Raw genomic sequence first — 25,837 nt, 5'->3', positions numbered from 1 at the left:
GTGTTCAAGGCGGTCTCCTAGACTAGTACGCATGGCATTGTTCAGCGTGAAGATGCGATCCAGCGCGGACGGCACCCACATCTCCGGCGCCGAGCGCATCGTGGAGAAGTATGAGGTTCCGGACGTGTGCGCCGCCATGAGCAAGCGCGCGATGACCCACGGCAAAGGACAGCCGGATGCAATCACCGTGACTGTCACCGCGATCGACCGCGAGGTCGAGCGCATCCCGGCGTTGCCAATCGCAGAAGCGCGCTGCGCTGACACGGCCGAAGCCCGCGACATCGTCATCAACGCCCTGGTCCCGCTGACCCCGCACGCCGCCGAAGCGTGGAACCTGCTCACCACCGTTCGCGACATGCGGGGCGCCATTTTGTTCCACGCGCCAACCGGTGCGCGCCTCGAACCGGATCATGCCCGCGGCGTGCGGGTCACCTCCATGGACGCCGCCATCGCTACAGGCGAGCGCCCCGAGGCGCACTCCGGCAAGACCCGCGTCACCGATGCGCTTGTGCTGGCCTCCAAAGTGGCGCACCACCCGGCGGTGCTGGCCGAGGTGTGCATCTCAGACGATCCGGACTACACCACCGGCTACGTCGCCTCGAAAAAGTTGGGCTACCTGCGGGTGCCCAACATAAAGCCCGACGGATCGCCGGTCGGCGGCCGCCTGTTCGTCGTGGACACCGACGAGCCCGCAGACCTGATCACTTTCCTCGAGCACACCCCGGTGCTGGTTGGGGAGGCCGAATGAGCTGGCTCGACAATGCCGCCAGGCAACACAGCGAGGACTGGCGCAGCCAAGGCCTTGAGCGCACCCCCGCAATCTTTGGCACCGGCCAGACCCCGGTAGCCACCATCGATGGGCACGAGTACGTCCTGTTCAGCTCCTCGAACTACCTGGGGCTTGCCGAACACCCCGCCGTGACTGAAGCGGCCTCCGACGCACTCAACCAGTTCGGCGCGGGCTCCGGCGGATCGCGCCTGACCACAGGCACCACGAAACTGCACACCCAGGTTGAGCGCGACTTCGCGCGTTTCCTCGGCTACGACGACGCCGTGTTTTTCTCCGCCGGGTTCATGGCCAATGCCGGTGTGCTGCAGGCGCTCGCCGGTTCGGACACGTTGATCTTGTCGGACGAGCGCAACCACGCCAGCATCATCGACGGTTGCCGCTTGGCCAAGGCGCAAGGTGCCACGGTGCGCGTGTACCGCCACTGCGATCCCGCGCACGTCGACGAGCTGCTCCGACAACGCTCCGGAGAAGCAATCGTGGTCACCGACGGGCTGTTTTCCATGGACGGCACCCTCGCGCCCGTGCCGGAACTGCTCACCATCTGTCGCGCCCGCGGCGCCGCGCTCATGGTTGACGACGCGCACGGCACCGGCACACTAGGAGCTCGAGGCCGCGGCATCACGGAGCACTTTTCGCTTATCGACGAACATCCGGACATCCTCGTCGCCACCTCCTCCAAGGCACTCGGAGTCGAGGGCGGGGCAGTGGCTACCTCCGCCCCGGTCGCGGCGTTGCTGCGGCAGAAAGCTCGCACCTTCGTCTACTCCACTTCGTCCACGCCGGCCACGTGCGCGGCGGTTTCCGCGGCCATCAGCATGCTCGAGAGACAGGACAGTCCGGTGCCTGCGCTGCACCGCAACATCCGTCGGTTGGCGGGCCACCTCGGGATGGGCGACTGGGCCAGCCCGATTATCCCGGTGCCAATCGGCGACGAGACCAAAGCAGTCAACGCGTCCGCCACACTCCGCGAAGCCGGGTACTTCGTGCCCGCGATCCGCTGGCCAACCGTCCCGCGGGGTGCAGCGATGCTGCGGGTGACGGTGATGGCCACCCACACGTTCGAGCAGATCGACGGGCTGGCAGACGTCATTTCGCGGTTGTAGCCCATCTGGTTAGACTGTCTCGCCGTGACTACGGCGAGCACCACCCAAAACAACAATCCGCGCACCTACGAGGTGCGTACGTTCGGTTGCCAGATGAACGTGCACGACTCCGAGCGTCTTTCCGGCATGCTCGAAGACGCGGGCTACGTCGCGGCCGGTGCAGGCGAGCAGCCCGACCTGGTGGTCTTCAACACCTGCGCGGTGCGCGAGAACGCCGATAAGCGCCTCTACGGCTCGCTCGGACAGCTGAAGAATGTCAAGGCCGAGCACCCCGGTATGCAGATCGCGGTCGGCGGGTGCCTGGCGCAAAAGGACCGCGACACCGTCATTGAAAAGGCGCCGTGGGTCGACGCTGTTTTTGGCACCCACAACATCTCCGCGCTGCCGGCATTGCTCGACCGGGCGCGTGTGGAGGATGAAGCCCAGGTGGAGATCGTGGAGGCCCTCGAGGTCTTCCCGTCCGTGCTCCCCGCGAAGCGCGAGTCCGCGTACGCCGGCTGGGTGTCTATCTCTGTGGGCTGCAACAACACGTGCACCTTCTGCATCGTGCCCAGCCTGCGCGGCAAGGAGGTGGACCGCCGTCCGGGCGAGATCCTCGCCGAGGTCAAGGCATTGGTGGACCAGGGGGTGTCCGAGGTGACGCTGCTGGGCCAGAACGTCAACTCCTACGGCGTGAACTTCGTCGACGACGACATGGAGCGCGACCGCTCCGCATTCTCCAAACTGCTGCGCGCCTGCGGCGACATCGAAGGTTTGGAACGTGTGCGCTTCACCTCCCCGCACCCGGCGGAGTTCACGTCCGACGTCATTGACGCGATGGCGGAGACCCCGAACGTGTGCCCGCAGCTGCACATGCCGCTGCAGTCCGGCTCCGACAAGGTGCTCAAAGACATGCGCCGGTCCTACCGCTCCAAGAAGTTCCTGGCTATTTTGGACGAGGTGCGCGAGAAGCTGCCGCACGCGGCGATCACCACCGACATCATCGTCGGCTTCCCGGGCGAAACCGAAGAAGACTTTCAGGCCACTCTCGATGTGGTTGAAAAGGCCCGCTTCACCTCCGCGTTTACCTTCCAGTACTCGCCGCGCCCCGGCACCCCGGCAGCGGAGATGGAAGATCAGATCCCCAAGGCTGTGGTGCAGGAACGCTTCGAGCGCCTCCACGCGCTGCAGGAGCGCATCAGTGCGGAGGAGAACGCGAAGCTCGTTGGTACGCGCCAGGAGCTTTTGGTGCAGGAGGGCGGCCGCAAGAACGACCGCACGCAGCGCATGTCCGGCCGCGCTCGCGACGGGCGCCTGGTGCACTTCGCGCTCGAGGGCAACATCGACGGCGAGGTCCGCCCGGGCGATATTGTCACCGTCACCATCACCGAGGCGAAGCCGCACTACCTGATCGGGGACTCCGGCATCCACCACCACCGACGCACCAAGGCCGGCGACAACTCCGCGAGGGGAGAAGTGCCTACCACCGCGCCCATCGGTGTGGGCCTCGGCTTGCCGACGATCGGCCAGCCCGCCGCCGCACCGGCAGATTCCGCCTGCTACGGGAGCTAGGGCTACAGTTGGGCGACATGACGCAGCCCAACACCGAATCCCTTGCCCGCGCGGAGAAGAACGCCGCATCCACCGTGGACATGGGTACGAAGCGCTGGGTGCTCGCCGCCGCAGTAGCCATCTACCTGGTGGCGCTGTTCCTGCCGTTCGTGGGAGGGGCGTCGCTGTGGCAGGTGCTCGCCGCAACTGACGCGGCGAAGGATGCCCAGACCGCGATCACGGAGTACGTCTTCGCGTGGATCTCGCTTGTCGGCGTGGGCATCCTGACCACTCTTGCCGTGGTCACGCAGCGATTCGCGCTCGCGGTTCCTGCGTGGATGGTCACCACCGTCTCCCTGGTCTACTCGGTGCTGGGCATCTGGCTGCGCAACTCCAACGCCTCCGGCATCAACCGCGGGCCCGGCTACTACCTGGTGGTCCTTGCAGTGGTGATCGTGGTGTTCACGGTGTTCCCGCTGATCCTTTCGCGCAACGAAGAACAGGCAGCCGTTGCCAAAAAGCGCGCCGAAGCGCAAGGCAAAGACGAGGTGGCGCTCGCGCAGCGCGCCGCGACGAGGGAGCAGGAAAACCCTTTGCTTATCGACGACCGCCGTGCCCGCGCAGCAGAGCGTCACCGCAAGACGTCGGACTAACGGATATCAAGCCGGGGCGGGTCACCCTGTAAACGCCGATATCGGCATTTGGCTCGACCGCCGATCCGCGACCTGGGCTTTTGTGGCAGCTCACCCTGTAAACGCCGATATCGGCGTTTACCAGGTGAGCGCACTGCCTAACTTTCCTGCCACGCGGTGGTGGTAGAAACCACCTCAGCGTCAAGCCCGCGCATGATGGCGTTCGCCGCGGGCGAGTCGGCGGGGTAGGAGCAGTAGACGGTCTCTAGGTCCTCCCAGATCTCTTTGGCGCGGGTCAGCGACGCGCGCAGCAGCGCCGAACCGATGCCGCGGCCGCGGTGCTCGGGCAGTACGTAGACCAGGCCCAGCTCGCATACTTTCGCGTCGTCGGCGAGAAAGCGCACCACCTCGCACAACCCGACGATCACGCCGCCGACGTAGGCGAGGCCCGTCAGCTGCGCGCCGCCGCGGTCCTGCAACCTTGCACCGGCATCCCGGATGCGCTGAAGGTCCCACTCGATGGTGTCCATGACCAGCTCGCCGCGGGGGTAGTCGCGCGACGCCGCCGTGAGCAGGCGGGAGAACTGCTGCACCTCGTCCGCGCCTGCCTTGCGGCGCGAGAAGAACCCCGGTCCCTCGATGACCGCGAACTCGGCGTCTACGGCGTGAGGCAGGCCCTGTATCGCGGAGATGGAAAACGTGCCCTGATCTTCGCGGAACGCCGGCGTGTAGCCGTAGCCCCGCACGTGCGGCGGCTCCTCCACGTCGAGGGCGTGGGTCACCCATAGTTGGCGGGTGGGGCGGGAAAGGCGGGCCGACAGGTCGTCGAGAAGCTTTAGTGCGCTTTCCCACGGTGCGTCGGGGACCGGCTCACCCGGAAGGGGAGCGAGCTCGGAGTCGAACGTGAAGTTCGCTTCGATCACTCCGCGATCCTCCAGCAGGGGCAGGGAAACGAACAGCCAGGCGTCGAGGAAGTCGAGGTCCTCGGCGAAGAGTTCCGGGTAGCCCAAGTCGGTCACCGGTCGCAGGTGTTGCGAGGAGGTCAGGCCGAACAGCATCGCCTCGGACTCGGCGGAGGGCTCGAGGCGTTTGGCGATGTGGGCGGCGGACACGCCGGAGGTGGCAAGGCCGGTGATGTCCTGGATGGCCAGGGTGGCGGAAAAGGCGTAGCCCCCGACCACGGCCTCGGCATTGTCGCCGTGGTCTGGTCGGGGGACGAAAAGGTGGGGGTGGAGCACTCGCGCTAACTTACTAGCCCTCGTTGACGGCCTTGGCGGCGACGTCGGCGAACTCCTGCCACTGCTTCGCCTGCTCGCGCAGGGAGGCGGCCTTGGTGGCATCGCCCTTGGCCTCGGCGGCCTCGGCCTGCTTGGTAAAGTCGTCGGCCTTGACCTGGAACTGGTTGACCTTGTCCTGCTGCGCCGGGTCGGTCTTGCGCCAGCGGGAATCCTCCGCCTCGGACACGCGCTGCTCGATGCGGCCGATCTTGTCCTCGAACTCGCGCACACGCCCGCGCGGAACAAAGCCGATTTCGTCCCACTTGTCCTGCAGCTCGCGCAGCTTCGCCTTCGCCGCGCCGAGGCCCTTCGCGGGGTCGATGAGCGAGTCGTACTCCGCAATCAGCGCGTTCTTCGCTTCGGCGTTGGCCTCGAACTTGCGGTCGCGTTCGGCGTTGATGGCGTTGCGGGCCTCGAAGAAGTGGTCCTGGGCGGCGCGGAAGCGCTCCCACAGCTTGTCGTCCACCTCGCGCGGGGCGCGGCCGGCGGCCTTCCACTCCGTCATCAGATCGCGGTATGCGCGGGCGGTGTGGCCCCAGTCGGTGGAGTCCTTCAGCGCCTCGGCGCGCTCGACCAGCTCTTCCTTGATTTTCCTGGCCTGGGCGCGGTTGCGGTCCAGCTCGGCGAAGTGGGAGCCGCGGCGGCGGTTGAAGCTGTCGCGAGCGCGCGAGTAGCGCTTCCACAGCTCGTCGTCCGTTGCGCGGTCGATGCCGCGGATGCCGCGCCACTCTTCCAAAATGGCGCGGATGCGGTCGCCCGCGGCCTTCCACTCGGTGGAGTTTTCGGCTAAGTCCTCGGCTTCAGCGGCGAGCGCTTCCTTACGGGCGATCGCCTGCTCGCGCCGCTGCGCCTTCTGCTCTTTCGCCTTCTCGCGCGCGGTGTCAGAGGCGTCGATTGCCTTGTCCAGGCGGGCCTCCACAGCGTCGATGTCGCCGATTACCGCAGCGTCCGTAAGTGAAGCCTTGAGCGCTTCCGCGGACTTGCGCAGCGAATCCGCGTCTTCCGGGTGGGCGCGCAGTCGGGTCTCGATGAGCTCCACCTCGGTGACCAAGTCGTCGTAGCGCTGGCCGTAGTGCGCCAGGCCCTCCTCGGGCGTGCCCGCCTGCCAGGAGCCGATCTGGCGCTCCTGACCGCCGCGGGTGAGAAAAACGTTGCCGTCTTCGTCCACGCGACCGAACTTGGACGGATCCGACGGCTCGCGTGCCGGCAGGGGAGCCGGGGTGACGGTCTTTGCCGCTGCTCTCGGGCGCGGCCCTGGCTTCTTCGCCATCGCGGCCGGCGAGGGCGCCTTGGTGCCCGGGGTCGGAGTGGAGTTCGAATCGGTCATGGTGGACATCCTTTCCGCGGCCTGTGGTGTGGCCGCACTGTGCCGCGCGTCGCGGCTGCCTTGCGCAATGCGTGCGATATTACCGGCACTTCACGCCCTGCGGGGAGCAAACGGGGCGCTGGGTAGGGTTGTGCGCGTGAGACCCAACCTCTGGATCGTGCCGGGGTCGCCGGCACTCGCGCTTTCGCCTAGCGACGAAGCTTCGCAACGCCTTGTCAAGGCCGTCCGCGCACTCGCAGGCACCGCCGACGGCAGGGCGATCGACATCGTCTGCTCGCTAGACGATCGCTGGCGCACCGCCCACACCGGGTCCTTTGCTGCCTGGGGCGGGCCCGAAATCACCGTGCGCGCGGGCAATCACTTGGGTGAGCTGGTCGCGCGTTTCGCGTTGGGGGATCCGGAGGTGCGCGAGGTCCGCGGCGTAATCGGCACCCCCGATCCGGACGCGGTGACTGTGGTGGTGCTCGACGGCCCGGCGGGGTTGACCCCGCGCGCCCCGCTCGCGCTCGTGGACGGCGCGCCGGAGTACCACGAGCGGCTGTGCGGGTGGCTAGGCGGTGGGCAACCGGAGGTCGTCGATAAGCATTTGCCCGAACCTGCGTTGTGGCATGAACTTGCAGCCCTCCGGCCGAGAGAGGCCCGGCTGATCGACCACGACGACACCTTGGGCGTGGGACGCTACGTAGCGGAGTGGAGCGTATGAAACCGATTGCAGTAGTGGGACCGACCGCCAGCGGCAAGTCCGCGCTCGGCATCGCGCTGGCGCACGAGTTCGGCGGCGAAGTGGTCAACGTGGACTCCATGCAGCTGTATAAGGGCATGGACATTGGCACCGCGAAGCTTCCCGCGGCAGAGCGCGAGGGCATCCCGCACCACCTGCTGGACATCTGGGAAGTCACCCGCACCGCCTCGGTGGCCGAGTACCAGGCGCTCGCGGTGGCGACGGTGGAGAAGATCATGGCGCGCGGCAAGGTGCCCGTGCTGGTGGGCGGATCGATGCTGTACGTGCAATCGCTTATCGACGCCTGGTCGTTCCCACCCACCGACCCCACCGTGCGCGCGAAGTATGAAGCCCGTCTCAGCGACATCGGGGTGGACGCGCTGCACGCGGAGCTGGCCGAGGTGGACCCGGCCGCCGCGCGCATCATCGAGGACAAAGACCCGCGACGCACGGTGCGCGCGCTTGAGGTGATCGAGCTGACCGGCAAACCGTTTCAGGCTTCGCAGCCGCCGAAGAACGCGGCACCGCGCTGGGGCACGCGCATCCTGGGGCTGCGCACCAACGCCGAGTGGCTCAACCCGCGCATCGAGCTGCGCACCAAGCTCATGTTTGAGCAGGGGCTTATCGACGAGACACGCGGCCTGGTGGATGCCGGCCTCGTGCGCGACTCCACCGCCGGGCGCGCCATCGGCTACGCCCAGGTGCTGGCGCTGCTGGACGGCGAGCTCACCGAGGCCGCGGCGGTGGAGCAGACGATCACCGGCACGCGCCGGTACGTGCGCCGCCAGCGCTCCTGGTTCAACCGCGACCCGCGCACGGTGTGGCTGGACGCTGCCGGCGATGACGTTGTGGGCGCCGCGTTAGACTCGCTGACGTGAAATTTCTTAAAGCGCACGCCACCGAAAACGACTTCGTTGTCCTCATCGACGTAGACGACCAGCTCGACGTAACCCCGGAGCAGGTTGCGTTCCTCTGTGACCGCCGCGCCGGCGTCGGCGGCGACGGGTTGTTGCGCGTGGTGCGCCGCGGGGGAGCCGAAGGCATGTGGTTTATGGATTACCGCAACGCCGACGGCACCATCGCAGAAATGTGCGGCAACGGCATCAGAGCGTTCGCGCACGTGCTGGTGGCCGAGGGGCTGGAAGACGCCTCCGAGTTCGACGTTGACACCCGCGCCGGTGTCAAGCACATCCGGGTGATCTCTGCCGATTGCGCCGACGCGATTGTCTCCGTGGGCATGGGCCGCGTTGAGGTCACCGGTGTGTCCACCGCGGCGATGGGCGAGCAGCAATTCGCGGGCATCGGCGTGGACGTGGGCAACCCGCACCTGGCGTGCGTGATCCCGGGGATGAGCTCCTCGGATCTTGCGGACATGGAGCTCGTGGCACCGGAGTTCGACCCGGAGTTTTTCCCCAAGGGTGTCAACGTGGAAGTACTCACCGAGCTTGATCAGGGCAGCGTGCACATGCGCGTGTGGGAGCGCGGCGTGGGCGAGACTCGCTCCTGCGGCACCGGTACCGTCGCTGCCGCGCAGGCAGCACTTGCGGACGCGGGCATCGAGAACGGCTCCGTGATCGTGAACGTGCCGGGCGGGGCCATCGAGGTCGTGCTCGACGACGGCGAGGCCACCATGACCGGCCCGTCCACGATCGTGTACCGCGGGGAGCTGGCGGACGAGCTGTAAGTTCGCGGATTATTGCCCGGAACAATGCGCCGCGATGAATATTTATCGCGGTTCCAGAACTTTTTGTCACACGTCGGCATATGATTCAACTGCCGTTGTTTTTCCCAGCATTCGGACAGGAGTCTTCCATGCAACGCAAAGTTCTCGCCTCGGCTGTAGCCCTTGGCCTCTCGGCATCTCTCATCACCGCCCCGGTTGCTGATGCGGCGCAGATTGGGCCCAAGGACTATGACGCGACGTGTTCCGTCCGTCTCACCGACGCGGAGCAGCGCTACCTCGAGCAGCAAATGGAAGCGTTCAATGTCACTACACTTGCGGAAGCAGGCGTCGCCAGTGTCGAATCTGTATACCCGGATTTCAAGGAGTTAGGCGATCGGGTGGCGAATGCACCAGAGGTTCGAGAGATCGTCAGCGTGATAGAAGCTGGGAAAGAACCCGCCGACGCTCAGTATGCACGGCTGGGGCTGCGGGCCACTGAGGAAGAGAACCGCTTTGATGATGTCAATAAGCAATACACGTACGAGGCATATCTTGAAGCAAAGATGCTGTCCGTACACCCCAGCCTTCGAAAAGTTATCGACGAAGACGACTTGCTTGGCGATCTGATCTTCAGCAAGGTTGAAGCAAGTCGCGAGCCAGTCTCCGCCCCAGATCTCCCCGGTTATATCATCGACGCTTTAGAAATTTCGGGTGACAAAGCGGCGCAGGCGCGTAAAGCTTTTGCTGCGACGCCATTTGGACAGAAGTGGCCAGCATTTGCGGACGAATTCGCCCGCGCTATGGGTGACGCACAAACCGCCTGCGCTGATGGGGGCAAGCGCGATGTTAAGTTCCCGACCGCGAAGACGACCAAGCCGGATCAGACCAAGCCAGGTGACAAGGCCGGCGACAAGGCCACCGACAACGCCAAGAACAACGGCTCCAGCGAGGACACCGGCAAGATCATTGGCATTATCGCTGGTGTGCTGGTTGCACTCGGCCTGATTGCTGGCGGTGTGGTTGCCTTCGCACCGCAGCTGGGCATCACGCTGCCGTTCTAGCAACAGCTGCCCTCGGGAACCCGAGAAAAATTGAAGACCTACGCCGGGCCGATTTCTTTCGCGGCCCGGCGTGCGTCGTCCCAGGCCTCCTGTAGCTCGAAGGCGCGCTCGTCGGCGACAGTGAGGATGCGCTCCAGCTGCGCCTTGTCGGTGGATGCGGACTCCAGGTAGCCGTCGATGCGCTCTAAGAAGCGCCGGGCGGAAGACGCGCGGAGTAGAAACTCGTTGACTTGTGGCACCGAATTATCCGGGTTCGCCAGGGCGGGGTAGTGCAAGGTGCGGTCCGCAATGTCGGATGCGCTCGCGCCGTGCTGCAGCTGCTCGTAGGCGTCGAGCACCTCAGCGATGTCGTCGCGCGCGTACTGCAGCGACGACCGGATGGCCATGACCTCCGGGTCAATCTGCACGCGCCGCACGAGCAAGATCGCCCCGATGATCAGCAGTGCCGACAGCAAAAGACCCGGCAGTTTGAGCGTGAACACCAGCAGCACAACGGCAGCGAGCACAAGTGCGCCGATTAACGCTCGGGAGAGATCCCTGTTCGGTGAGTTCATCGGGAAGCCTTTGTAACGTCTAGTGGCCGCCGCACCCGCAGGATCCGCCGCAGCCCCCACAGCCGCCACCGGAAGGCGTCGGGATGGAGCCCGCCATCACGGCGGTGCCGGCGATCACGGAATCGCGGGCGGGCAGCTCGCCGTCCGGCAGGCACACGTCGAACGGGAAGGCGGCATCCACGGAGACGTGGATGAAGCGCTGGCCGGTCAGCGCGGAGGTGCGGTACTCCGCCTCGAGCACGCGGGCCGAAAACTCAGCGCTCGCATCCGGGGTGGTGGCGCTGCCGGTCGCTACAGCCTCGGCGCCGGGGGATGCCACGGTGCCCACCACAGCGCCCGGGTGCAGCGCCAGGTAGGCGTCGGTGGATTCGTAGCGGTCAACCGCCAAGCCCAGCGCCGTGACGGAGAGTTCCTGCCACTCGAGCGCGGGATCGTCCACAAGCAGCGGCTCCTGCGCGAGGTTCACCGTCAGCGATGCCATGGCGTTGCCGCGGGGATCGACAACATCGGCCAGCGCGACAACGTCGTTAAGCGGCGTAATGTGCGCGTAGGTGCTGGTGACCGACTCAAAGCCCGCGAACGTGGCAAACGGCTCCACAGCCAGGATGTTCAGCTGCGCGCCGGACGGGTCGGTGTACTGAATCAGCTGGCCGCCGCGAACCTCGCCGACGACTGCGAGGCGGTCGGTGGCAATCGCGGCTTCGACCGCATCCTGCCACTTGTTAAAGCTCAAGCCGAGTGCGGAAAGATCGGTGCTCACTGCTGTGCTCATGGCCGTAGATTCTAGTCAATCGGCCTAGTCGGGAAGAATCCTGGGCCATACTGCGTTCTATCGGGTAGATATGACAGTGACAGATTCAACACACAGGAAAGATCGCTTTTTGCTTGAAGACGAACTGACGCCAGAGCAGCGCACCCACGAGGAGCTGCTGCGACAGGCGTTTCGCCACAACGAGCCACAGCCCGGCGCCGAACCCTCGGTCGGTGCCCTCGACCTGGCGGACCGCAACTCCTTCCGCTCAGTCGCCGGCGCGACGGAGCTGCGCTCCGAAGACCACGTCGACATCTACGAGGTGGAGTACCGAAAGCTCCGCATCGAGCAGGTCCTCCTTGTCGGCGCCTGGACCGAAGGCACCGTGGCCGAGATTGAGGCGAGCATGTGGGAGCTGGCGGCGCTGGCGAAAACCGCCGGTGCCGAGGTACTGGACATGCTCTACCAGAAGCGCGATAAGCCGGACCCGGGCACCTATATCGGCTCGGGCAAGGTGGCGGAACTGCGCGAAATCGTGCAGGCCACCGGTGCGGACACGGTGATTTTCGACGGCGAGCTCTCGCCGTCGCAGATGATCGCGCTCGAGGAAGCGCTGAAGATCAAGGTGATCGACCGCACCATGCTCATCCTCGACATCTTCGCCCAGCACGCGAAGAGCAAAGAGGGTAAAGCCCAGGTCAGCCTGGCGCAGATGGAGTACCTCTACAGCCGCACCCGCGGCTGGGGCGGCAACCTGTCGCGCCAGGCCGGCGGCCGCGCCGGCTCCAACGGCGGCGTCGGCCTGCGCGGTCCCGGTGAGACGCGTATTGAGGCGGACCGTCGCCGCCTGCGCACCGAGATGGCTAAGCTGCGCCACCAGCTGCGAGATATGACCACCGCGCGAGAGGTCAAGCGCGCGAAGCGCCAGCGCTCCACCATCCCGAAGATCGCGATTGCCGGCTACACCAACGCGGGCAAGTCCTCGCTGATCAACGCGATGACGGGCGCCGGCGTGCTGGTGGAGGACGCGCTGTTTGCCACCCTGGACCCGTCCACCCGCAAGGCGAAGCTTGCGGACGGGCGCAACGTGGTGCTCACCGACACCGTCGGGTTCGTCCGTCACCTGCCCACCCAGCTGGTCGAGGCCTTCAAGTCGACGCTTGAGGAGGTCGCGGGGGCCGATCTGGTGCTGCACGTCGTGGACGGCTCCGACGCGTTCCCGCTGAAGCAGATCGAGGCCGTCAACGAGGTGCTCGCGGAGGTCACCCGCGATTCCGGTGAGGAGATACCCCCGGAGATCGTGGTGGTGAACAAGATCGACGAGGCCGACCCGCTCGTGTTGGCCGAGCTGCGCCACGCGTTTGAGAAGACCGGGCGCACGGCAGTGTTCGTTTCCGCGCTGACCGGCGAGGGCATCGAGGAGCTGGAGGCCCGCATTGAGCAGCACCTCAACTCCATCGAGGCGCACGTGACCATGGTGGTGCCGTACACCCGTGGCGACGTGGTCAGCCGCGTCCACGACGAGGGCACGGTGCGCTCGGAGGAATACGAGGAGGCGGGCACGCGTATCGACGTCCGCCTGCCCCGCGTACTCGCAGAGCGGTACGCGGAGTTCGTGGTGAGCTAGCGCTCGAGCTTCGCCGCCGCGTCCTCGTCGAGGATCACCGTAGTTCGCGGGTGGTTTTGCAGCACCGATGCCGGGCAGCCCGGTGTCACCGGCCCCTCAACGAGGGCCTTGACTGCGTCGGCTTTATTCGGGCCGGTGGCGATGAGCACAATGGTGTGCGCCTCCATGATGGTGCCCACGCCCTGGGTCATGGCCTTGCGCGGCACCTGGTCCTCGTTGTCGAAGAAGCGGGCGTTATCCGCCACGGTGGTGGGGTGAAGGTCGATCTCGCGCGTGCGCGAATCCAGGGTGCTGGGCGGCTCGTTGAACGCGATGTGGCCGTTGGCGCCGACGCCGAGGATCTGCACGTCCACGCCGCCGGCGGCGGTGATGCGTTCCTCGTAGCTGCGGGCTTCTGCCGCGGGGTCTGCCGCCAGGCCGTCGAGGGACTGCACCTTCGCATCGTCGATGTCGATGTGGTTGGTGAACTCGCGGCGGATGGTGGCGTAGTAGGACTGCTCGTCGGAGCGTTCCAGCCCGACATACTCGTCTAAAAGGAACGCGTCGCACTGCGCGAAGCTCAAGTTCTCCTCGCGGTGGCGGCGGGCCAGCTCCATGTACGTGGGGTTCGGGGTCGAGCCCGTGGCCAGGCCGAGCGTCGCGCCATCGCGAACGAACGGTTCGATGATGTCGGCTGCGGACACGCCTGCGTCTTCGGCGGTTGGGCGCACAATAATCTCCATGGTGATCAAAAATAGCAAGGCCACTCTGAGAGCTGTGTACTTTGCCCGTCTGTCACCCCCGGAAAAGGAATTTTCAGCAGGCGGGGTGATAATGGCGTTTCGTGACTAACACTTTCGGCTGGACCCTTCACGGAGACGGGCGCACTGTGCGCCCCGGGGCAGTTGTCGCCCCGGACGAGCGGCTGAGCTGGCCGCGCACAATCGGCATTGGCATGCAGCACGTCGTGGCCATGTTCGGCGCGACACTGCTGGTGCCCACCCTGACGGGATTCCCGGTGAACACCACGTTGCTGTTCTCCGGCCTGGGAACCATCATCTTTTTGCTGATTACCCGCAACAAAGTGCCTAGCTACCTGGGCTCATCCTTTGCGTTTATCGCGCCGTTGACGGCTTCGCAGCAGTACGGTGTCGGTGCGCAGCTGGGTGGGGTGCTGCTCACCGGTGTGACGCTCATCCTCGTCGGCATCATCGTGGAATGGGCGGGCAAGCGGGTCATCGACGCGGTGATGCCGCCCGCGGTCACCGGCGCCATCGTCGCCCTGATCGGCTTCAACCTCGCTCCGACTGCAGTGTCGAACGTGGAAACCCAGCCCTGGGTGGCAGGGGTGACACTGCTGACGGTCGTGGTGGTGACAGTGGCCACCCGTGGGCTGCTTTCGCGCCTGTCCATCCTCATTGGCGTGCTCGTCGGTTGGCTGTTTGCTGCCATGACAGGTGGCCTGGGCGAGGACGCGCTGCAGACCATTGCCGACGCGCCGTGGATCGGCCTGCCGCAGTTTCACCAGCCCGAGTTCCATGTTTCCGCGGTGCTGGTGACCCTGCCGGTGCTGGTGGTGCTCATCGCGGAGAACGTCGGCCACGTCAAGGCAGTCTCGGAGATGACCGGGCGCAATCTCGACGACATGCAGGGGAGAGCGCTGATCGGCGACGGTATTGCCACCACACTCGCCGGCGGCTTCGGCGGATCCGGCACAACCACCTACGCAGAAAACATCGGTGTGATGGCGGCGACGAAGGTGTATTCCACCGCCGCGTACTGGGTCGCCGCCGTGTTCGCGATCGTGCTGGCGTTCATCCCGAAGTTTGGCGCCGTAATCTTCACCATCCCCGCAGGAGTGCTCGGCGGCGCGTGCCTAGTGCTCTACGGGCTCATCGGCATGCTGGGCGTGCGCATCTGGCAGGACAACAAGGTGGACTTCACCGACCCGGCGAACCTGACCGCGGCCGCGGTCGCGCTGATTGTGGGCATCGGCAACCTCACCCTGGATGTCGGAGCTGTGACCCTGGAAGGCATCGCGCTGGGCTCGGTCGGCATCATTGTGGTTTACCCGCTCATGCGCTGGGCGTACGACACGTTGGGGGAGGGGCAGTACCGAAAGGATTTCGAGGTGTCTCAGCCGTCGACGTTGTAGCGTCCGGCACTGATTGCACGTAAAAACGCCCGGGCGCGTGGCCCGGGCGTGAGCTCGCGGTAAAGCGAGGAGCGCTTACTCTTCGTCGAGGTTCTGCTCGATCAGCGTCCCGATCTTTTCCACGGCATCTGCGTTGTCGGAGGTCACGGTGACCTCATCGCCGTGCTCGGCGCCCATGGCCATAATCATCAGCGAGGAGGCAGCGTCCGTCTCGTCGTCATCGTCGCCACCGACAAGGGTCAGCAAAATCTCGTCATCGTACTCGCCGGCAGCATCGGCGATCACCGTGGCCGGGCGTGCGTGCAGCCCGACGGTGGAACCGACCTTTACAGTCTTGGAAGCCATTCGGGTGTCCTTTCCGTTATTTTTCATTCAGGTCTGCAACGAGTGTAGGTCGCAAACAGACGTTGATGCCACCATGTTGCTCGCGCTATTGGGTCTGTGCGAGCACGACCTCAATACCGTGCGAGCGCAGCTCGTCGACGAAGGTGGAGGGAGCCTCAGCGTCGGTGACCACCACATCAATATCCGTCAGCGGCGCGAAGCTGACCACATAGTCGTTGCCCAGCTTCGTGGAATCGCACAACACAACAACCTTGCGGGCATTCGTCACCATCGCAGCTTTCACCGCAGCTTCCTGGGCGTCTGGGGTAGAGAGGCCGTGACCTATGGACAGCGCGTTGGTGCCCACAAACGCAACGTCAGCTCGCAACAGGGCCAGTGTGCGAAGTGCAGTACTGCCGACGACCGCCTGGCTGATCGGACGGACACTGCCACCGAGTAGCTGCACATCGGGTAAACCGGAATCACTCAGCTCCAAGGCAGTGGGGATGGAGTTGGTCACCACCGAGTACTCCCTATCCCCGCGAGTCTCTGCAAGTCGCTTGCCCAAGCTGCTGATAGTTGTGCCCGAGTCCAAAAAGATCGTGCAGTTTTGCGTATCCGGTACGAACTGCAACGCGGTTTCCGCAATCGCGGTCTTGGCCGCGAGCGAGGCGCGCTGGCGGGTATCTAGAGGGATCTCCGTAGAGCGGTACGACTGGCTGGCCACCGCGCCGCCGTGGACGCGCTGCACCGCGCCCTCATCGTGCAGCGCCGAAAGGTCCCGGCGGATTGTTTCCGCGGTGACCTCGAAGCGCTGCGCCAACTCGGTGACATTGACGCGGCCTTCAACTGCGGTCAAAGACGCGATCTGGCGTCTCCGCTCCTCGGCGTACATCGATCTCCTGCGCTTTGGGTCTTCGTGTTTTCTCGGCGCACACGCACCGGTTACAGAGTACGGAACACCGAGATGACACGCCCCATGATCTCAGCCTCGTCGCCCTTGATCGGCTCGAATGCATCGTTGTGGGGCAACAGCCACACACCGGTGGAGTCGCGGTGGAACTCCTTGACCGTCGCCTCACCGTCCAGAAGCGCCGCCACGAACTCGCCCTCCTCCGCGTTCGGCTGGGAGCGGACAACAACCCAGTCACCGTCGAGGATGCCGGCCTCGCGCATGGATTCGCCGACAACCTTGAGCATGAAAACATCGCCGTCGCCGAGCAGCTCCTCGGGCAGCGGGTAATAGGTGTCCACGTTCTCTTCGGCGAGGATCGGAGCACCTGCAGCGATCTGGCCAACCACCGGCACGTAGCGGGCATTGCCCGAATCCTCCGGCTTCGCTTCCTGCGGCTTGCGCTGTTTGCGTCCGGTCTCTGGCAGCTGACGCAGATCCACGGCGCGCGGCTTGTTCGGGTCGCGACGAAGGAAACCCTTCTTCTCCAGCTCCTTGAGCTGGTATGCGACAGAGGAGGTGGACTGCAAACCAGCGGCATCGCCGATCTCGCGGATGCTCGGCGGGTAACCGCGCAGGACAACAGCGTCCTGAATGACCTGGAGGATACGGCGCTGACGGTCAGACAGTGCGTTGAAATCCGGGTTGCCGGGCTCGGCCTTCTTTCGTGCCATGACGTTCTCCTTGGGCTCGGTGGCGTAGTGCGCCTACGAACCTACCAGATAGGGCACTCATGTTCGATGGTTGCAGCGTTAGGGTGGACACCTGTCGGCTGGGGTGCTATAAATCGAACACGTAAGCGTATTCGAACAAATGAACGTTAGAACGTTCGAGCGTGTCGGCGCCGAACGTAATGTGTGCCGCGAAACGAAGGGAGACTCACCATGTCCATTGCAATCAATCCAGTACACAATGCATCCGCATCTCGCACGGGCGCCGCATCCGTGGTTCCCCCGGCGGAGATTTGGGACCTTGATTCTGTGCCGAAGCGTCGAAGCGGCGGGGCCGGTGTTCGAACCATTTCTGCGTCTCATCGAACGAGTGCTCGTTCTGTCTCAAACCGGGTTTCGGGCGGTTCTACAGAAGCGAACACGTTCGAAACGCGCCACGAGACGTTCGAAACGCGCCACGAGACGCGCGATACGCTCCTGCTTGGCGTATGCATGACTGCGGCGCTGCTTATCGGTTCCGCATTCGGCGGCGTTTTCTCGGCGCAAGACCAGGATCCCTCATCGATGACCAGCAGCCAGGCCGCGCACACCGCCACCGTGGCAACGGCGCGATAGGCAGGGCGTAGACTCACGGCTACACCAAGCCTTGAAGACTCTGGGGGTGGAAAACCGTGTTTTGTCCTTTTTGCCACAACGAGCAATCCCGTGTGACTGACTCTCGGCTGGTCGAAGCCGGCTCTGCGATTCGTCGACGCAGAGAGTGCACCGAGTGCGGGGGACGTTTCACCACAGTGGAAAAGGCAGTCCTCACCGTTGTGAAACGCAACGGCGTGAGCGAACCGTTTGACCGCGACAAACTTATCGTCGGCGTGCGTCGAGCATGCCAAGGCCGCGATGTCACCGACGACGCTTTGAAACGCCTTGCCCAGGAAGTGGAAGAGACTGTGCGCGCCCAGGGCAGCTCGCAGGTGCCCGCCCACGAGATCGGCCTGGCGGTGCTTGAACCGCTGCGCGCCCTCGACGAAGTGGCGTACCTGCGCTTCGCATCGGTGTACAAGTCGTTCGAGAGCGCAGACGACTTCGAATCCGAAATCCGGCTCATGCGCCGCCGCGACCGCGAGGACTTTTAACCCGCGGTCTTGACGCTAACGCAGAGCGTCAATCTTCTTCTCAATGCGCCGCTGGCTCACCGGCTTCGGCGTACCCAAACGCTGCGCGAACAAGCTCACACGCAGCTCTTCAATCAGCCACAAAACATCCTTGTACGCCTTGGTCTTCGTGCGACCAGCGGGCAAGGCCTTCATGCGCTGCGTCAAATATGCCTTCACAGAATCAATCACTGACTGCCGGTCGGCGTCGCGGTCCGGATCCAGCCGCATGTCCTCCAGGCGGATGCGCATCGCGTCAATGTAGCGGGGCAGGTGCTGCAAGTGCCCGATGCCGTGGACAGTCACCGCGTGCTTCGGCAGGAAAAACCGCAGCTGCGACGTCATGTCGTCGATAGCCGGGCCCTCCCACTGCTCAAGCTCTGCCGCGATATTCGCGTACTCCGCCAGAGCCGGCGCCAAGGTGACCACCACGCGGCGCACCCCACCAGCGACCTGGGGGCGGATTTCTGCCACGAGCGCATCGAACTCCTCCGGCGAGCGCACCGGCCCGCCGGAGGAGAACATCAGGTCGCGGATCACGGCGACGCGGGCGTCCTCCACCAGCCCGGCGGCGCCGCCGTGCGGGTAGCGGTCCACCGCCACCTTCTGGCGCAACGGCAACCCCTTGGTCATCTGCCCTGCGTTGACCGTGACCTCGCGCAACAGCAACGTCAGCGTCGCTGTGACCATTGAGGCATCCGCGGCGGCCTTCGTCGGGTGCACCGTGACTTTCACGCCGTTCCTGGTGGCCTCGAGTGCCGGGTAGGCGTCGACTTCGTTGCCGTCGATAGTCGTAGTCACCGTCTCCGGCACCGCGCCGAGGGAATCGGTAGTCCACTTCGCCACCGCATCCGACTCGGAGGTGCGCCCGGCCTTGGACACGGAGGATTTGATCTTGCCGGCCTGGCGGCGCTTCAACGCGCCGAGGTCGGTGTCGTGATCGACCACTTTGCCGCGGCGGTCAATCGCGGCGAAGGTCACCTTCAGATGCTCGGGCAGCGCAGACGGGTTGAAGTCGGTGCCGTTGATGCCGCGCCCGCCGATGCTGTGCAGCGCGTCCGCGAGTGCCTCGGCAAACGGGGTTTCGCGCAGATCAGCCTCACTGGCGCCGTCATCATCCTGCTTCTCCCGGATCGCCTCCAGTGCACGCTCAGCGAAGTCGGGAGCCGGCACAACCGTCTTGCGTAACGCCTTTGGCAGTGTGCGGATGTACTCCGCGGCCAGCTCCGAGCGCAGCCCCGGCACCAGCCAGTCAAAGCCCTCCGGCCGCAGGTTGGCTAGAAGCGGCACGGACACGTCCACGGTCACACCGTCGAAAGGATCGCCCGGCTCAAACTTGTAGCGCACTGCGTAATCGATAGAGCCCTGGCGCCACACCTCGGGGAAGGCGGTGGTGGAGGAATCCACGCCTTCGTCGTCGAGAAGCGCGGCAGGGTCGAAGTCCAGGTAGTGCTTGTCTTCAGCCCGCTTTTTCTTCCACCAGGAATCGAAGTGGCGGGCAGTGGTCACGGTCTTGGGCAGGCGTGAGTCGTAGAACTCGAAGAGGGTGTCCTCATCTACCACCAGGCCGCGGCGGCGCACCTTTTCCTCCACCTCAGCGGCCTCGGCGAGCAGGGCTTCGTTGTGGTCGATGAAGTGGTGGTGGCGGTTCCAATCGCCTTCAAGAAGGGCGTGGCGGATGAACATGTTGCGCGCGCCCTCGGCGTCGACGCGGTGGTAGGGCACAAGCCGGTCGCGCACGATAGTCACGCCGTAGAGCATCGACTTCTGGTGCACCATTGCGGCCGAGCGCTTCCGAGACCACACAGGTTCGGAGTAGCTGTGTTTCATCAGCTGGCCTGCAGTAGCTTCCACCCAGGCGGGCTGAATCTTGGCCACGTCGCGGGCCCACAGGCGCGAGGTTTCCACGAGTTCGGCCGCCATGAGGAACTCCGGGGGCTTTTTGCTTAGCGACGACCCCGGGAACACCAAGAACCTTGTCCCGCGTGCGCCCTGGAATTCCTTCGAATTGCCGTCGCGGGCACCGATGTTGGACAACAAGCCCGTCAGCAGCGACTTGTGGATCGCGTCGGCGTCGCGCTCGCCCGCGACATTCTCGGCGCGCGACCAGCCCAGCTGGCGTTCCACGTCGCGCAGCTGGCGCACGAGGTCGAACCATTCGCGGATGCGCATGTAGTGCAAGAACTCGCGCTTCATACGCTTGCGGAAGGCGTTGCCGGACAGCTCGTCGCGCGAGTCGCCGATGTAGTCCCACAGCTTGAGCGAGGACAGGAAGTCCGATGTTGCGTCTTTGAACCGGGCGTGGGCCTGGTCCGCCTGCGCCTGGTACTCCAGGGGGCGCTCGCGCACGTCCTGGATGGTCATGCTGGCCACGATCACGGTGACGTCGTCTAGCACGCCGAGGCGGTTGGCTTCCACCAGCATGCGCGCCATCTTCGGGTCCACCGGGATACGCGCGATGTCGCGCCCCACGTCGGTGAGCACCGGTGCGCCGCCGCGTTCCTTGTCCGAGATTGCGCCGAGCTCGTGCAGGAGCAGCAACCCGTCGCGAACGGCCTTCTGGTCCGGCGGCTGGATGAAGGGGAAATCTTTGATGTCGCCCAAGCGCAGGGAGATCATCTGCAGCACCACGGAGGCCAGATTGGTGCGCAGGATCTCCGGGTCGGTGAACTCGGGGCGGGCTTCGAAGTTGTCCTCCGAGTACAGGCGGATGGCCACGCCGTCGGCGATACGGCCGGAGCGGCCGGAGCGCTGGTTTGCGGAGGCCTGGGAGATCTCCTCAATGGGCAGGCGCTGGACCTTGGTGCGCGTGGAGTAACGCGAGATACGCGCCAGGCCGGTGTCCACCACGTAGTGGATGCCCGGCACGGTCAGCGAGGTTTCCGCGATGTTGGTGGACAGCACGATGCGCCGGCCGGAGTGCGGGGCAAAGACCCGGTGCTGCTCCGCGTTGGACAGGCGGCCGAACAGGGGCACGACCTCTACGCCGCGCCAGTGCTGTTTTTCAATGGCCTCCATGCAGTCGCGGATGTCGCGCTCGGAGGCGAAGAAGCACAAGATGTCGCCTTCGCCCTCGCGCATGAGCTCCTTGCAAGCGTCGACCACACCGTCGATCATGTCGGTGTCGACTTCCTTGACGGAGCCGTCTTTGCCCTGCACCTGCTCCACCAGCGGGCGGTAGCGGATCTCCACGGGGTAAGTGCGGCCGGAGACCTCGATGATGGGCGCGGGGTTGCCCTCGGCGTCTGCGAAATGCTCCGCAAACGCTTCCGGGTCGATGGTTGCGGAGGTGACAATCACCTTCAGGTCCGGGCGCTTCGGCAGCAGCCGCTTGAGGTATCCGAGCAGAAAGTCGATATTCAGCGAGCGCTCGTGCGCCTCGTCGATGATGATCGTGTCGTAGGCGTTTAAGAACCTGTCGCGCTGCATCTCCGCAAGTAAGATGCCGTCCGTCATGAGCTTGACCGCTGTGGATTCGGAGACGCGGTCGTCGAAGCGGATGGCGTAGCCGACGGATTCTCCGATGTTTTGGCCCAGCTCGTCGGCGATGCGCTCCGCCACAGTGCGCGCGGCCAGCCTGCGCGGCTGCGTGTGGCCGATCAGGCCGCGGCGGCCGCGTCCCAGCTCCAGCAGCATCTTCGGAATCTGGGTGGTCTTACCGGAGCCGGTTTCGCCAGCGATCACCACGACCTGGTTGTCGCGCACCAGCTCCATGATGTCCTCGCGCCGCGCGGACACCGGTAGGTTCTCCGGGTACGCAATCTCGGGGATCCGGGCATCACGCTTAGCGACGGCAGCTTCCGCCTTGACCACGTCCGCGCCAATCGCCGACAAAGCCTCAGAGGATTTGGCGTTTTTTAGGCGCCTGCGGAACCTGCGCACGTCTGCGATCGGGACGCCGTCGAGCGCCTCGTACAACTGCGGTTTCGTGGGAGGTGAGGTAGGGGATTCGTGCTCATTCATAACCAGAGCGTGAGTCTAGCGCGGCAGCAGCTTACGGCTCGATTCCGTCGCTTGCTCGAACGCGCGGGAGACCAACTCGCCGAGCTGCTCAAACTCCGGGCGGCGTCGCGAGGACGCCCGCATGACCAGCCCGACGGTGCGCTTCGCATCCACGCCGGGGCCGAACGCGGCAATGGCGAGGCCGGGGCGCGCGCACTCCGTGGACAAGGCCGAGACGGGCACCAGCGTGGAGCCGAGCCCGGCCACCACAAGCTGCACCACCGTGGTCAGCGACGCGGCCCGCGTCACCGACTGCGCGCCGGGGGTGCGGTTGACCTCGGCAATCTTGCACAGTTCCACAATCTGATCGCGTAGGCAGTGCCCGTCGTCAAGCAACAGTAGTTCGAGGTCTTTCAGCGCATTGAGGTCGAGATCCCCGCGCCCGGCCGCCGGATGGTCGGGGGATGTGACGATGGCGAAGGCTTCTTCGTACAGCGGGATCTCACACACCCCGGTGGCGTCGGTTGGAGTGGCGAGTACCGCGACGTCGATCTGGCCGTCGCGAAGCCGCAGCAACAGCTCTTCGGTCTGGTTTTCCACAATTCGCGGCTCCAGGTCCGGGAACTCATCCTCGATGAGCTTCAACAGCGACGGCAGGATGTACGGCGCGATGGTGGGGATCACGCCGATGTTGAGCGGGCCAGCCAGCACCCCGAGGGCACCGCGGGATTGCGCAACGAACGCGTCCGCCGCCTCCAGCGTGGCCTTGGCGTAGGGGAGGAGCTCCTCGCCGGTGGGGGTGACGATGACGCGCCGGGTGGAGCGTTCGATGAGCTGGATGCCTAGGCCGGATTCCAACGCAGCCAGCGCCTGTGAAAGGGAGGGCTGCGAGATGCCGAGCTTGTTCGCCGCGGAGACGAAATGCTTCTGCTCGGCGACGGTGACAAAGGTGCGGAGCTGAGCAAGCGTCGGTTTATACTCTCGATTAGCCATGCCTATGAAACTACACGAAGTTCATAAGTTTTTACGTTGAAAGCCGGAGCGATCTGTGTCATACTGGTTGCTGTCCGTTGAAAAATCCTTTTGACCAGTTTCTTTGGAGGAATTTCTATGCCGATCATGACTGTTGGAGAGCGTTTCCCGGAATTCGACCTCGTCGCGCTGAAGGGCGGCAACCTGAAGGAGGCGAACGCTGCTTCCCCGGACGATTACTTCGAGAACGTGTCGCTGGATAAGTACGAGGGCAAGTGGAAGATCGTCTTCTTCTACCCGAAGGACTTCACCTTCGTCTGCCCGACCGAGATCGCCGCATTCGGCAAGCTCAACGAGGAGTTCGAGGACCGCGACACCCAGGTGCTCGGCGGCTCCACCGACAACGAGTACTCCCACTTCAACTGGCGCGCGACCCACGAGGAACTGCTGGACGTCCCGTTCCCGATGTTCGCTGACGTCCGCCACGACCTGATCCGCGCTCTTGGTGTCGAGAACGCTGACGGTGTGTGCGACCGCGCAACCTTCATCATCGACCCGGACGGCATCATCCAGTTCGTCTCCGTCACCCCGGACGCTGTCGGCCGCAACGTTGACGAGGTTCTGCGAGTGCTCGACGCACTGCAGTCCGAGGAAGTCTGCGCCTGCGATTGGCAGAAGAATGACCCGACCAAGAACATCGACAAGATGGCCGTGGTCCAGGAGTCCCTGAAGTAGAGCCTGTTAGTTAACCCCGTCCGCCAAAGGAGAACACGATGTCCATTGAGAGTCTGCGCGGCGCACTGCCCGAATACGCGAAGGATCAGAAGCTCAACCTCGGTTCGCTGACCCGCTCCACCGAGCTCAGCGAGCAGCAGCTCTGGGGCGCTCTTCTCGCATCCGCGGCCGCGACCCGCAACGCGAAGGTCATCGCCGAAATCGCTGAGGAAGCCAAGGAGCACCTCTCCGAGGAGGCCGTGGAGGCCGCGTACGGTGCCGCCACCGTCATGGCAATGAACAACGTCGCCTACCGCACCAAGGGCTGGCTCGGCGACGATTACGCCAACGTGAAGTTTGGCCTTCGCATGAACATCATCTCGAAGCCGGGCGTGGAAAAGGCCGACTTCGAACTGTGGTCGCTCGCTGTTTCCGCCATCAACGGTTGCGAGCACTGTGCCGTGGCGCACGCGAACACCGTCCGCGAGGAAGGCGTGACCAAGGAGCAGGTCTGGGAGACCGTCAAGGTCGCTGGCGTCGTCCAAGCGGTGGCTCAGGCTATCACCATCGAGGACGCCCGCTAGGCAGTAGCCTATCGACGTTGAAAACCTCCGGCCAGGAACCCTCCTGGCCGGAGGTTTTTGCTGCTATGGGCGTCGCGGGAGCGGTGGGCTACAGGCCGCCGAAGGGGCCGCGCAGCGGATCGAACGGCGCGATTGTCTCGTCCACCTCGCCGGTCTCGATCTGCTTCGCCAGCATCTTCCCGGACAGCGGACCGAGAATGATGCCCCACATGCCGTGGCCGCCGTTGGTGTAGACGTTCGGTGCCTTGGTAGCACCAACGAGCGGCAGGCCGTCCGGGGTGACCGGGCGTGATCCCACCCACTCGTCCTGCCGGTCGTCCCAGTGGATGCCACGGAAGAACGGTTTCGTCGTGTGGATCATCGACGCCACGCGGCCAGGCTGGAATGGCTCGTCGGGTCCGCGGAACTCCATTGTGCCGGCGATGCGGAACCGGCCCTGGTACGGGGTGCAGGCGATCTTCGGGTCCGGCAGATACACCGGGCACGTGGCGGGTTCTTCGGTCTCTACGGAGAAGGAGTACCCTCGGCCGGCCTGGACGAGGGTGGTCACTCCCAGGACCTTCGCCAACTTAGGAAGCCACGCGCCGGTGGCAAGTACCACGTTGTCGGCGTGCAGCCGCTCACCGGTAGCGAGTTTGACCGCGGGTGTGCGGGTGGAGGTGACCTCCACGACCTCCGCACCCGTGGTGATGGTACCGCCGCGCTGGACGATCGAATCAGCGACAGCCTGGCAGTATGGCCCTGGTTCGATGAAGCGCTGTCCGCCCATGCGGTATGTTGCCCCGACTTTGTCGGTAAGCATCGGCGCGTCTGCTCGGGCGTCGTCAAGCGTGATCTGCTCGAAGGGGATGTCCTGGCCGTGACGTTGCGCCCCTTCGACCTCCTTCAGGAAGCCGGCGGCTTTGCCTTCGTTCTCGAAACCGATGATGAACGGCCCCTCGGTAGTGGACGCATTCACTCCGCCTGCCTCAAGCTCGTCGTATGCCGCCAAGGCAGCAAGATCTGCCTGGGTCAGACCCGCCATCGTCTTGTCCCAGGCGCGGCCGGTGGCGTGCGCCATGAAGTTCGCACAGAAGCGCCACAGCTTCGGGTCGATGCGCACAGGCACATCAAGAGCGGCGTGCTTGTCAAAGAGCGCTGTGGGCCCGTACGCCCACAAGCTCGAGTTGGCCAGGGGGATCGTTTTTCCTGGTGCGAGCCATCCAGCGTTGCCCCAAGAAGAGCCGGCGGCGACATCGATGCGTTCCAGCACCTCCACCTCATGTCCGTACTCCTGTAGGTGCCACGCGGTGGCGAGGCCCGTCATGCCGGCCCCGACGACGATAGTGCGGGTCACGTGTGTTCCTCCTCACAGATACAC

General features: G+C 64.8%; 25 protein-coding genes. 14 read left to right on the top strand and 11 right to left on the bottom strand.

The window, feature by feature from the left end:
* The first annotated feature begins 31 nt into the window (after window positions 1–31).
* From CAFEA_RS06830 to CAFEA_RS06815, 4 genes are read left to right on the top strand one after another with little or no spacing between them, the layout of a single operon-like run.
* Window positions 32–748 carry a 6-carboxyhexanoate--CoA ligase gene (locus CAFEA_RS06830; protein ID WP_063936841.1) on the top strand — a complete coding sequence of 239 codons (717 nt, stop codon included), beginning with the start codon at window positions 32–34 and terminating at the stop codon, window positions 746–748.
* Window positions 745–1,893 (top strand): aminotransferase class I/II-fold pyridoxal phosphate-dependent enzyme, encoded by a 1,149-nt coding sequence (locus tag CAFEA_RS06825; RefSeq protein WP_063936840.1) that lies wholly within the window; start codon window positions 745–747, stop codon window positions 1,891–1,893. The genes CAFEA_RS06830 and CAFEA_RS06825 overlap by 4 nt, the downstream gene beginning before the upstream one ends.
* Window positions 1,894–1,917: 24 nt before the next feature.
* Window positions 1,918–3,444 (top strand): tRNA (N6-isopentenyl adenosine(37)-C2)-methylthiotransferase MiaB, encoded by a 1,527-nt coding sequence (gene miaB / locus CAFEA_RS06820; RefSeq protein WP_076589899.1) that lies wholly within the window; start codon window positions 1,918–1,920, stop codon window positions 3,442–3,444.
* 17 nt (window positions 3,445–3,461) lie between these two features.
* The gene (locus CAFEA_RS06815) at window positions 3,462–4,076 is read left to right on the top strand and encodes an Rv2732c family membrane protein (RefSeq protein WP_063936838.1); all 615 of its coding nucleotides are present in this window, start codon (window positions 3,462–3,464) and stop codon (window positions 4,074–4,076) included.
* A gap of 137 nt (window positions 4,077–4,213) precedes the next feature.
* Here the strand turns inward: CAFEA_RS06815 and CAFEA_RS06810 are convergent, their stop codons facing one another.
* Window positions 4,214–5,293 (bottom strand): GNAT family N-acetyltransferase, encoded by a 1,080-nt coding sequence (locus tag CAFEA_RS06810; protein ID WP_063936837.1) that lies wholly within the window; start codon window positions 5,291–5,293, stop codon window positions 4,214–4,216.
* A gap of 13 nt (window positions 5,294–5,306) precedes the next feature.
* Entirely contained in the window at window positions 5,307–6,668 is a 1,362-nt protein-coding gene (locus tag CAFEA_RS06805) for a DUF349 domain-containing protein (RefSeq protein WP_082855600.1), read from the bottom strand.
* A 127-nt stretch (window positions 6,669–6,795) separates the two neighbouring features.
* On the opposite strand from CAFEA_RS06805, the gene CAFEA_RS06800 reads away from it, so the two are divergent.
* The 4 genes from CAFEA_RS06800 (at window position 6,796) to CAFEA_RS06785 (ending at window position 10,104) form a co-directional block, all read left to right on the top strand.
* The gene (locus tag CAFEA_RS06800) at window positions 6,796–7,362 is read left to right on the top strand and encodes a hypothetical protein (RefSeq protein ID WP_063936835.1); all 567 of its coding nucleotides are present in this window, start codon (window positions 6,796–6,798) and stop codon (window positions 7,360–7,362) included.
* The gene (gene miaA / locus CAFEA_RS06795; RefSeq protein ID WP_063936834.1) at window positions 7,359–8,258 is read left to right on the top strand and encodes a tRNA (adenosine(37)-N6)-dimethylallyltransferase MiaA; all 900 of its coding nucleotides are present in this window, start codon (window positions 7,359–7,361) and stop codon (window positions 8,256–8,258) included. Before CAFEA_RS06800 ends, miaA begins: the two co-directional genes overlap by 4 nt.
* Window positions 8,255–9,064: a diaminopimelate epimerase gene (dapF, locus tag CAFEA_RS06790; protein ID WP_063936833.1), complete on the top strand. Its 810-nt coding sequence runs from the start codon at window positions 8,255–8,257 to the stop codon at window positions 9,062–9,064. The genes miaA and dapF overlap by 4 nt, the downstream gene beginning before the upstream one ends.
* Before the next feature lie 80 nt (window positions 9,065–9,144).
* A complete protein-coding gene (locus tag CAFEA_RS06785; RefSeq protein WP_143313198.1) occupies window positions 9,145–10,104 on the top strand; it encodes a hypothetical protein in 960 nt (319 codons plus the stop codon).
* 38 nt (window positions 10,105–10,142) lie between these two features.
* Here the strand turns inward: CAFEA_RS06785 and CAFEA_RS06780 are convergent, their stop codons facing one another.
* Window positions 10,143–10,658 carry a hypothetical protein gene (locus CAFEA_RS06780; RefSeq protein ID WP_063936831.1) on the bottom strand — a complete coding sequence of 172 codons (516 nt, stop codon included), beginning with the start codon at window positions 10,656–10,658 and terminating at the stop codon, window positions 10,143–10,145.
* Between the two features lie 19 nt (window positions 10,659–10,677).
* Window positions 10,678–11,430, bottom strand: a complete 753-nt coding sequence (locus CAFEA_RS06775) for a hypothetical protein (protein ID WP_063936830.1) — start codon at window positions 11,428–11,430, stop codon at window positions 10,678–10,680.
* Between the two features lie 70 nt (window positions 11,431–11,500).
* Between CAFEA_RS06775 and hflX the strand changes: the two genes are divergently transcribed.
* Window positions 11,501–13,036, top strand: a complete 1,536-nt coding sequence (hflX, locus tag CAFEA_RS06770; RefSeq protein WP_082855599.1) for a GTPase HflX — start codon at window positions 11,501–11,503, stop codon at window positions 13,034–13,036.
* Here hflX and nagB read toward each other — a convergent pair.
* Entirely contained in the window at window positions 13,033–13,758 is a 726-nt protein-coding gene (gene nagB / locus CAFEA_RS06765; protein WP_063936920.1) for a glucosamine-6-phosphate deaminase, read from the bottom strand. The genes hflX and nagB overlap by 4 nt on opposite strands.
* A gap of 101 nt (window positions 13,759–13,859) precedes the next feature.
* On the opposite strand from nagB, the gene CAFEA_RS06760 reads away from it, so the two are divergent.
* Window positions 13,860–15,170, top strand: coding sequence for a uracil-xanthine permease family protein (locus CAFEA_RS06760; RefSeq protein ID WP_063936829.1), 1,311 nt, complete (start codon window positions 13,860–13,862; stop codon window positions 15,168–15,170).
* A 75-nt stretch (window positions 15,171–15,245) separates the two neighbouring features.
* On the opposite strand, the gene CAFEA_RS06755 is transcribed toward CAFEA_RS06760, so the two are convergent.
* The 3 genes from CAFEA_RS06755 to lexA form a co-directional block, all read right to left on the bottom strand.
* Window positions 15,246–15,515, bottom strand: a complete 270-nt coding sequence (locus CAFEA_RS06755) for an HPr family phosphocarrier protein (protein ID WP_063936828.1) — start codon at window positions 15,513–15,515, stop codon at window positions 15,246–15,248.
* An 85-nt stretch (window positions 15,516–15,600) separates the two neighbouring features.
* Window positions 15,601–16,389, bottom strand: a complete 789-nt coding sequence (locus CAFEA_RS06750) for a DeoR/GlpR family DNA-binding transcription regulator (RefSeq protein WP_063936827.1) — start codon at window positions 16,387–16,389, stop codon at window positions 15,601–15,603.
* A gap of 50 nt (window positions 16,390–16,439) precedes the next feature.
* Window positions 16,440–17,120: a transcriptional repressor LexA gene (lexA, locus tag CAFEA_RS06745; RefSeq protein WP_063936826.1), complete on the bottom strand. Its 681-nt coding sequence runs from the start codon at window positions 17,118–17,120 to the stop codon at window positions 16,440–16,442.
* 210 nt (window positions 17,121–17,330) lie between these two features.
* Between lexA and CAFEA_RS06740 the strand changes: the two genes are divergently transcribed.
* A complete protein-coding gene (locus CAFEA_RS06740) occupies window positions 17,331–17,732 on the top strand; it encodes a hypothetical protein (RefSeq protein ID WP_143313196.1) in 402 nt (133 codons plus the stop codon).
* Window positions 17,733–17,788: 56 nt separating this feature from the next.
* Entirely contained in the window at window positions 17,789–18,247 is a 459-nt protein-coding gene (nrdR, locus tag CAFEA_RS06735; RefSeq protein ID WP_034998765.1) for a transcriptional regulator NrdR, read from the top strand.
* Window positions 18,248–18,262: 15 nt separating this feature from the next.
* Here nrdR and hrpA read toward each other — a convergent pair whose 3' ends face one another.
* Both hrpA and CAFEA_RS06725 read right to left on the bottom strand, forming a co-directional pair.
* Window positions 18,263–22,228 (bottom strand): ATP-dependent RNA helicase HrpA, encoded by a 3,966-nt coding sequence (gene hrpA, locus CAFEA_RS06730; RefSeq protein WP_063936825.1) that lies wholly within the window; start codon window positions 22,226–22,228, stop codon window positions 18,263–18,265.
* Window positions 22,229–22,243: 15 nt separating this feature from the next.
* On the bottom strand, window positions 22,244–23,200 hold the full coding sequence (locus tag CAFEA_RS06725) for a hydrogen peroxide-inducible genes activator (protein ID WP_034998771.1): 957 nt from the start codon (window positions 23,198–23,200) through the stop codon (window positions 22,244–22,246).
* Window positions 23,201–23,317: 117 nt separating this feature from the next.
* On the opposite strand from CAFEA_RS06725, the gene CAFEA_RS06720 reads away from it, so the two are divergent.
* Window positions 23,318–23,914: a peroxiredoxin gene (locus CAFEA_RS06720; protein ID WP_034998772.1), complete on the top strand. Its 597-nt coding sequence runs from the start codon at window positions 23,318–23,320 to the stop codon at window positions 23,912–23,914.
* A gap of 38 nt (window positions 23,915–23,952) precedes the next feature.
* Entirely contained in the window at window positions 23,953–24,477 is a 525-nt protein-coding gene (ahpD, locus tag CAFEA_RS06715) for an alkylhydroperoxidase, AhpD family (RefSeq protein ID WP_063936824.1), read from the top strand.
* 88 nt (window positions 24,478–24,565) lie between these two features.
* Here the strand turns inward: ahpD and CAFEA_RS06710 are convergent, their stop codons facing one another.
* Window positions 24,566–25,813: an NAD(P)/FAD-dependent oxidoreductase gene (locus tag CAFEA_RS06710; protein ID WP_076589896.1), complete on the bottom strand. Its 1,248-nt coding sequence runs from the start codon at window positions 25,811–25,813 to the stop codon at window positions 24,566–24,568.
* Window positions 25,814–25,837 lie beyond the last annotated feature (24 nt).

Source organism: Corynebacterium afermentans subsp. afermentans (genome assembly GCF_030408355.1).
Lineage (GTDB): Bacteria > Actinomycetota > Actinomycetes > Mycobacteriales > Mycobacteriaceae > Corynebacterium > Corynebacterium afermentans.
This window is presented reverse-complemented; position numbering and strand designations above follow the sequence as displayed.

What these genes read in the sequence shown, in the direction of transcription:
- CAFEA_RS06830 (WP_063936841.1), top strand. Translation starts at nt 32, where the DNA reads ATGGCATTGTTCAGCGTGAAGATGCGATCCAGCGCGGACGGCACCCAC.
- CAFEA_RS06825 (WP_063936840.1), top strand. Translation starts at nt 745, where the DNA reads ATGAGCTGGCTCGACAATGCCGCCAGGCAACACAGCGAGGACTGGCGC.
- CAFEA_RS06815 (WP_063936838.1), top strand. Translation starts at nt 3,462, where the DNA reads ATGACGCAGCCCAACACCGAATCCCTTGCCCGCGCGGAGAAGAACGCC.
- CAFEA_RS06805 (WP_082855600.1), bottom strand. Translation starts at nt 6,668, where the DNA reads ATGTCCACCATGACCGATTCGAACTCCACTCCGACCCCGGGCACCAAG.
- miaA (WP_063936834.1), top strand. Translation starts at nt 7,359, where the DNA reads ATGAAACCGATTGCAGTAGTGGGACCGACCGCCAGCGGCAAGTCCGCG.
- CAFEA_RS06785 (WP_143313198.1), top strand. Translation starts at nt 9,145, where the DNA reads ATGATTCAACTGCCGTTGTTTTTCCCAGCATTCGGACAGGAGTCTTCC.
- CAFEA_RS06780 (WP_063936831.1), bottom strand. Translation starts at nt 10,658, where the DNA reads ATGAACTCACCGAACAGGGATCTCTCCCGAGCGTTAATCGGCGCACTT.
- CAFEA_RS06775 (WP_063936830.1), bottom strand. Translation starts at nt 11,430, where the DNA reads ATGAGCACAGCAGTGAGCACCGATCTTTCCGCACTCGGCTTGAGCTTT.
- hflX (WP_082855599.1), top strand. Translation starts at nt 11,501, where the DNA reads ATGACAGTGACAGATTCAACACACAGGAAAGATCGCTTTTTGCTTGAA.
- nagB (WP_063936920.1), bottom strand. Translation starts at nt 13,758, where the DNA reads ATGGAGATTATTGTGCGCCCAACCGCCGAAGACGCAGGCGTGTCCGCA.
- CAFEA_RS06755 (WP_063936828.1), bottom strand. Translation starts at nt 15,515, where the DNA reads ATGGCTTCCAAGACTGTAAAGGTCGGTTCCACCGTCGGGCTGCACGCA.
- CAFEA_RS06750 (WP_063936827.1), bottom strand. Translation starts at nt 16,389, where the DNA reads ATGTACGCCGAGGAGCGGAGACGCCAGATCGCGTCTTTGACCGCAGTT.
- lexA (WP_063936826.1), bottom strand. Translation starts at nt 17,120, where the DNA reads ATGGCACGAAAGAAGGCCGAGCCCGGCAACCCGGATTTCAACGCACTG.
- CAFEA_RS06740 (WP_143313196.1), top strand. Translation starts at nt 17,331, where the DNA reads ATGTCCATTGCAATCAATCCAGTACACAATGCATCCGCATCTCGCACG.
- hrpA (WP_063936825.1), bottom strand. Translation starts at nt 22,228, where the DNA reads ATGAATGAGCACGAATCCCCTACCTCACCTCCCACGAAACCGCAGTTG.
- CAFEA_RS06725 (WP_034998771.1), bottom strand. Translation starts at nt 23,200, where the DNA reads ATGGCTAATCGAGAGTATAAACCGACGCTTGCTCAGCTCCGCACCTTT.
- CAFEA_RS06720 (WP_034998772.1), top strand. Translation starts at nt 23,318, where the DNA reads ATGCCGATCATGACTGTTGGAGAGCGTTTCCCGGAATTCGACCTCGTC.
- ahpD (WP_063936824.1), top strand. Translation starts at nt 23,953, where the DNA reads ATGTCCATTGAGAGTCTGCGCGGCGCACTGCCCGAATACGCGAAGGAT.